This is a genomic window from Arthrobacter sp. Y3223166 (assembly GCF_059090935.1).
In genome coordinates this window covers 1-4,820 of the sequence record NZ_JBNHGE010000071.1, presented here as the reverse complement: position 1 = coordinate 4,820, position 4,820 = coordinate 1, and the positions used below count along the sequence as shown (strand labels likewise).

At 69.8% G+C, this 4,820-nt stretch carries 6 protein-coding genes and 1 pseudogene; 1 reads left to right on the top strand and 6 read right to left on the bottom strand.

Going from position 1 to position 4,820, the window contains the following annotated elements; all coding sequences use genetic code 11:
• Window positions 1–280: pseudogene (locus AC5RUH_RS16380) on the top strand (two-component system response regulator); the annotation flags it as partial.
• A gap of 56 nt (window positions 281–336) precedes the next feature.
• Here the strand turns inward: AC5RUH_RS16380 and AC5RUH_RS16375 are convergent.
• The 6 genes from AC5RUH_RS16375 to AC5RUH_RS16350 all read right to left on the bottom strand — a co-directional run.
• Entirely contained in the window at window positions 337–1,155 is an 819-nt protein-coding gene (locus AC5RUH_RS16375; RefSeq protein ID WP_494129120.1) for an HpcH/HpaI aldolase/citrate lyase family protein, read from the bottom strand.
• A complete protein-coding gene (locus AC5RUH_RS16370; protein WP_494002446.1) occupies window positions 1,152–1,745 on the bottom strand; it encodes a MaoC family dehydratase in 594 nt (197 codons plus the stop codon). The genes AC5RUH_RS16375 and AC5RUH_RS16370 overlap by 4 nt, the downstream gene beginning before the upstream one ends.
• Window positions 1,742–2,395 (bottom strand): CoA transferase subunit B, encoded by a 654-nt coding sequence (locus AC5RUH_RS16365; RefSeq protein WP_494102190.1) that lies wholly within the window; start codon window positions 2,393–2,395, stop codon window positions 1,742–1,744. Before AC5RUH_RS16365 ends, AC5RUH_RS16370 begins: the two co-directional genes overlap by 4 nt.
• A 10-nt stretch (window positions 2,396–2,405) precedes the next feature.
• Window positions 2,406–3,185: a CoA transferase subunit A gene (locus AC5RUH_RS16360; protein WP_494102189.1), complete on the bottom strand. Its 780-nt coding sequence runs from the start codon at window positions 3,183–3,185 to the stop codon at window positions 2,406–2,408.
• 25 nt (window positions 3,186–3,210) lie between these two features.
• Window positions 3,211–4,374, bottom strand: coding sequence for an acyl-CoA dehydrogenase family protein (locus AC5RUH_RS16355; RefSeq protein WP_494002449.1), 1,164 nt, complete (start codon window positions 4,372–4,374; stop codon window positions 3,211–3,213).
• A gap of 2 nt (window positions 4,375–4,376) precedes the next feature.
• Window positions 4,377–4,820: acyl-CoA carboxylase biotin carboxyl carrier protein subunit (locus AC5RUH_RS16350; RefSeq protein ID WP_494129119.1), on the bottom strand; the 444-nt coding region annotated here is incomplete at its 5' end.

Sequence of the window (4,820 nt, the reverse complement as noted above, 5' to 3'; positions counted from 1 at the left end):
CGGCCTCGCCGCGCTTTCCGCCGTCGCGCTGTCCGGCTCCGGGGCCGCGGTCCCGCTGCCCAAGGGCCTGTCCCTGCCCACCTTGGAGGCGGTGATCGCCGACCTGCATGCGGCCGGCGCTGCCTCCTCTGCGTCCGAGGTCGCCGGGCGGCTGGGCCTGGCCCGGGTCAGCGCGCGGCGCTACCTGGAGTACCTGGTGTCGCGCGGCGAGGCACGGATCACCCCGCGCTACGGGGCAGCCGGCCGGCCGGAGAAGTTTTACGTCCCGATAGGCCGCTAGGACCGTGTTCCGGCCCCGCTCACGAGTCAGGACGGGGCCTGCGTCCCGACCAGACGTTAGGACGGGGTTTGCCGGGCCCGCCGCAGGATCTGCTCGGCGTGCTTGAGGACCGGCCCGTCGACCATTTGGCCGCGGAACCGGAAGGCCCCGGATTCGGTGGCGGCGGCGGCCAGCAGCGCGGCCGCATGGTCGGTTTCCTCCTCGCCCGGGCGATAAGCGGCCCGCACCACGTCGGCCTGGCTGGGGTGGATGATGGCCTTGGCCGCGAACCCCGAGGCGACGGCGTCCTCAGCCTCGGCGGCGAGCCCGCCGAGGTCCGCTATGTCGAGGTAGACCGAGTCGATGGTGGCCTTGCCGTAGGCGCCGGCGGCGAGCAGGACCTGCGAACGCGCCTGCCGGGCCACGTCCCGATAGGTTCCGGACGCGAACCGGCTGGAGCTGCCGCCCAGTGAGGCGACCAGGTCCTCGGCTCCCCACATCAGCGCGGTGACGTTCGCGCAGCGTGCCAGTTCCGCGGCGCGCAGCACGCCGAGGGCCGTCTCGCACAGGGCCACCACCGAGTACTCCCCCAGCCCGCCGGCGGCCGCCGCGTCCTCCGCCTTTGCCAGCATGATGGTGCGGTAGCCGGACCGGCGGACGGCCTCCAGGTCCGGTGCGTGGTCGGCGGTGCCGGCCGCGTTGACCCGGACGATCGTCCGGTCGGGGTCCAGCGGGTTGTCGATGATGGCTGCCCGGGCCGCCGCACGGTCGGCCGGAGCAACGGCGTCCTCCAGGTCCAGGATCACCGCGTCGGCGCGTGCGGCCGCCTTGCCGTACCGGTCCGGGCGGTCCGCCGGACAAAACAGGATGGCCGGTCCCATGCCGAAGCCGGTCATCGGCTTCCGTCCCCGGGCCGGCCGTCCCACAGTTCGGCGTCGGCCGTTTCCGAGCCCGCGATGGCGTCCGCGTGGCCATCCTTGGTCCACATCAGGCAGCTGCGCGTCACCGTGGCGACCACATCCCCGTGCTGGTTCCGGCCGGTATGGTGCATGGTCACCACCCCGGTCCCCGGCCGGGACCGGGACAGCCGCTTGTCGGTGACCACCGTCTCCGTGTACAGGGTGTCCCCGTGGTAGAGCGGGTGCGGGAACGTCACGTCGGTCATGCCCAGCTGAGCCACGATCGTGGACTGGGTGAGCTGGCCGACCGACTGGCCCACCACGGTGGCGAGGGTGAACATGGAATTCATCAGCCGCTGGCCGAACGGCTGCTCCGCCGCCCACGCCGCGTCCAGGTGCAGCGCCTGGTTGTTCATGGTGGCGGTGGTGAAGAAAACATTATCCGCCTCGGTGACCGTCCGGCCCGGCCGGTGCGCGTAGATGACGTCTGCCTCGATCTCCTCGAAGTAGAGCCCGCGCTGGATGATCACTTTCTGCGCCCCGGCCGCTTCCGACGGCGTCGCCGCTGCCCCGGCGTCGGTGTTCACCGGGCACCCGCCTGGTACTGGTCGACCCGGAGCTCGGCTCCGGTGGCCGCCACGACGTCCCGCATGTCGACGCCGGGGGCCGTCTCGCGCAGCACCAGTCCCTGCTCCCCGACGTCGATGACCGCCAGGTCGGTGATGATGGTGTCCACGCAGCCCCTGCCGGTCAGCGGCAGCGTGCATTCGGTCAAAATCTTGGGATTCCCGTCCCTGTCCACGTGTTCCATCATGACGATCAGCCGTTTGGCGCCGAAGACCAGGTCCATGGCACCGCCCATGCCCTTGACCATCTTGCCGGGGATCATCCAGTTGGCCAGGTCCCCGGTCCGGGACACCTGCATGGCGCCGAGAACGGCGACGTCGACGTGCCCGCCGCGGACCATGCCGAAGGAAGCGGAAGAGTCGAAGATCGCCGCTCCCCGGTTGAGCGTGACGGTCTCCTTGCCCGCGTTGATCAGGTCCGGGTCGATGTTGTCCTCGGTCGGATAGGGGCCGACGCCGAGGATCCCGTTCTCCGAATGCAGGATGACTTCCACGCCGTCGGGGATGTAGTTGGGGATGAGGGTGGGCATGCCGATGCCCAGGTTCACGTACTGCCCGTTTTCCAGTTCCTTGGCCACCCGGGCGGCCAGTTCGTTGCGCGTCAGCGCCATGGCGTGCTCCTTACTTCCCGGTCGCGCCGGTGTCGTGGCCGGCCAACCGCACCGTGCGTTTTTCGATCCGCTTTTCCACCTCCGGCGCCACCACCACCCGCTGGACGAAGATGCCGGGGGTGTGGATCTGCTGGGGGTCCAGTTCGCCCGGTTCCACGAGTTCCTCGACCTCGGCGATCGTGATCCTGCCGGCCATGGCGCACAGCGGATTGAAATTCATGGCGGTCACGTGGAACACCAGGTTGCCCAGGCGGTCGCCCTTCCAGGCGTGCACCAGGCCGAAGTCGGGCCGCAGGGATTCCTCCAGCACGTAGTCGGCCCCGCCGAAGCTGCGGACTTCCTTCGGTTCGGACGCCTTGGCGACCCCGCCGTCGGCGTCGTATTTGCGCGGCAGCCCGCCCTCGCTGACCTGGGTGCCGACCCCGGCGGCCGTATAGAACGCGGGTATCCCGGCCCCGCCGGCGCGCAGCTTTTCCGCCAGCGTCCCCTGGGGGGTCAGCTCCACTTCCAGCTCGCCGGCCAGGAACTGCCGGGCGAACTCCTTGTTCTCGCCCACGTAGGAGCTGATGGTGCGCCGGATCCGCCCGTCGGCCAGCAGCACGCCCAGCCCCCAGTCGTCCACGCCGCAGTTGTTGCTGATGGTTTCCAGGTCGGTGGTGCCGGCGTCGTGCAGGGCCTGGATCAGCGCCACCGGAATGCCGCACAGGCCGAAGCCGCCCACGGCCAGCGAGGCGCCGTCGGGAATGTCCGCCACGGCCTCCGCGGCGGAAGCTACTACCTTGTCGATCACTGCGTCCTCCTCTGCCTGCGGCCCGTCAAAGCCCCAGTTCGCGGGCGATGAGCATCAGCTGCACTTCGGTGGTCCCTTCCCCGACCTCCAGGATCTTCGAGTCACGGTAGTGGCGCGCCACCCGGAATTCGTTGATGAAGCCGAAGCCGCCGAAAATCTGCGTGGCATCGCGGGCGTTGTCCATGGCGGCTTCGCCTGCCACCATCTTGGCAATCGCGGACTGGGTTTTGAAGTGTTGGCCGGCGAGCATCCGGGCCGCGGCGTCGTAATACGCCAGCCGCGCCGTGTGCGCGCGGGCCTGCATCCGGGCGATCTTGAACTGGATGGCCTGGAAGGAGCCGATGCTGGTGCCGAAGGCCTGGCGCTCCTTGGCGTAGCGCACCGCCTCGTCCACGCAGCCCTGCGCCGCGCCCGTGGCCAGCGCGGCGATGGCGATCCGGCCCTCGTCCAGGATTTGCAGGAAGTTCGCATACCCCCGGCCGCGGCGGCCCAGCAGGTTCTCCTCCGGGACCCGGACGTTGTCCAGGGTGAGCGGATGCGTGTCGGAGGCGTTCCAGCCCACCTTGTTGTACGCCTTCTCGGCGGTGAAGCCCGGGGTGTCGGTGGGAACCAGGATGGTGGAAATCTCCTTCTTCAGCGAGCCGTCGTCGCGCTCCGAGGTGCCGGTGACCGCCGTGACGGTGACCAGCCGGGAGATGTCGGTGCCGGAATTCGTGATGAATTCCTTGTGCCCGTTGACCACCCACTGCCCGTCCACGAGCTCGGCCCGGGTCTTCGTGCCGCCCGCGTCGGAGCCCGCTTCGGGTTCGGTCAGGCCGAAGCCGGCGAGCGCCTCGCCGCTGGCCAGCATGGGCAGCCACTGTTGTTTCTGGTCCTCGCTGCCGAAGCGGTAGATGGGCATGGCCCCCAAGGAGACCCCGGCCTCCAGGGTGATCGCCACCGATTGGTCCACCGCACCGAGTTCTTCCAGCGCCAGGGCGAGCGCGAAGTAATCGCCGCCCATGCCGCCGTACTCCTCGGGGAACGGGAGGCCGAACAGTCCCATCTCGCCCATCTGTGCCACCACTTTGTACGGGAAGCTGTGCTCCTCGTCGTGCTTGGCGGACACCGGGGCCACCACCTCGCGGGCAAATTCCCGCACGGTCTCCACCAGGTCCTGGTAGTCCTCGCTCAGTGAAAAGTCAGGCATGGTCATGCCCCTTTCTGTTCAGGTTCTTCGGGGACAGGATCCGCTGCCCGCACGACGGCGACGATCTGGCCGGCCTTGACCAGGTCGCCGGGTTTGAGGTTGATGCTGGCCTCGCCGGCGATCGCGGCGCTCAGCTGGTGTTCCATCTTCATCGCTTCCACCGTCAACAGCGGCTGGCCGGCCACCACCCGGTCGCCGTTGGCCACCGCCACGGATGTCACCGTCCCGGGCATCGGCGAGCGCACCTCGGGTGATGCCTCCCCCTCGGCTTGGCGGACCCCCGCGAGGGCATCGGCGAGCCGGCGCTCCCGGCCGCGGACGGTAACCCGGGCCGACCAGCCGGCGTCGCCCAGCCAGATCGTGCCGTCTGCGCCGAACGCGTGGCGCAGCGGCCGGCGGAGTCCGTCGACCTCCGCCGCCTGCCCGGCCCGGTCCAGCACGACGAG

Bases quoted from the DNA above. Each gene is read 5' to 3' on its own strand.
- AC5RUH_RS16375 (WP_494129120.1), bottom strand. From the start codon at position 1,155: ATGACCGGCTTCGGCATGGGACCGGCCATCCTGTTTTGTCCGGCGGAC.
- AC5RUH_RS16365 (WP_494102190.1), bottom strand. From the start codon at position 2,395: ATGGCGCTGACGCGCAACGAACTGGCCGCCCGGGTGGCCAAGGAACTG.
- AC5RUH_RS16355 (WP_494002449.1), bottom strand. From the start codon at position 4,374: ATGCCTGACTTTTCACTGAGCGAGGACTACCAGGACCTGGTGGAGACC.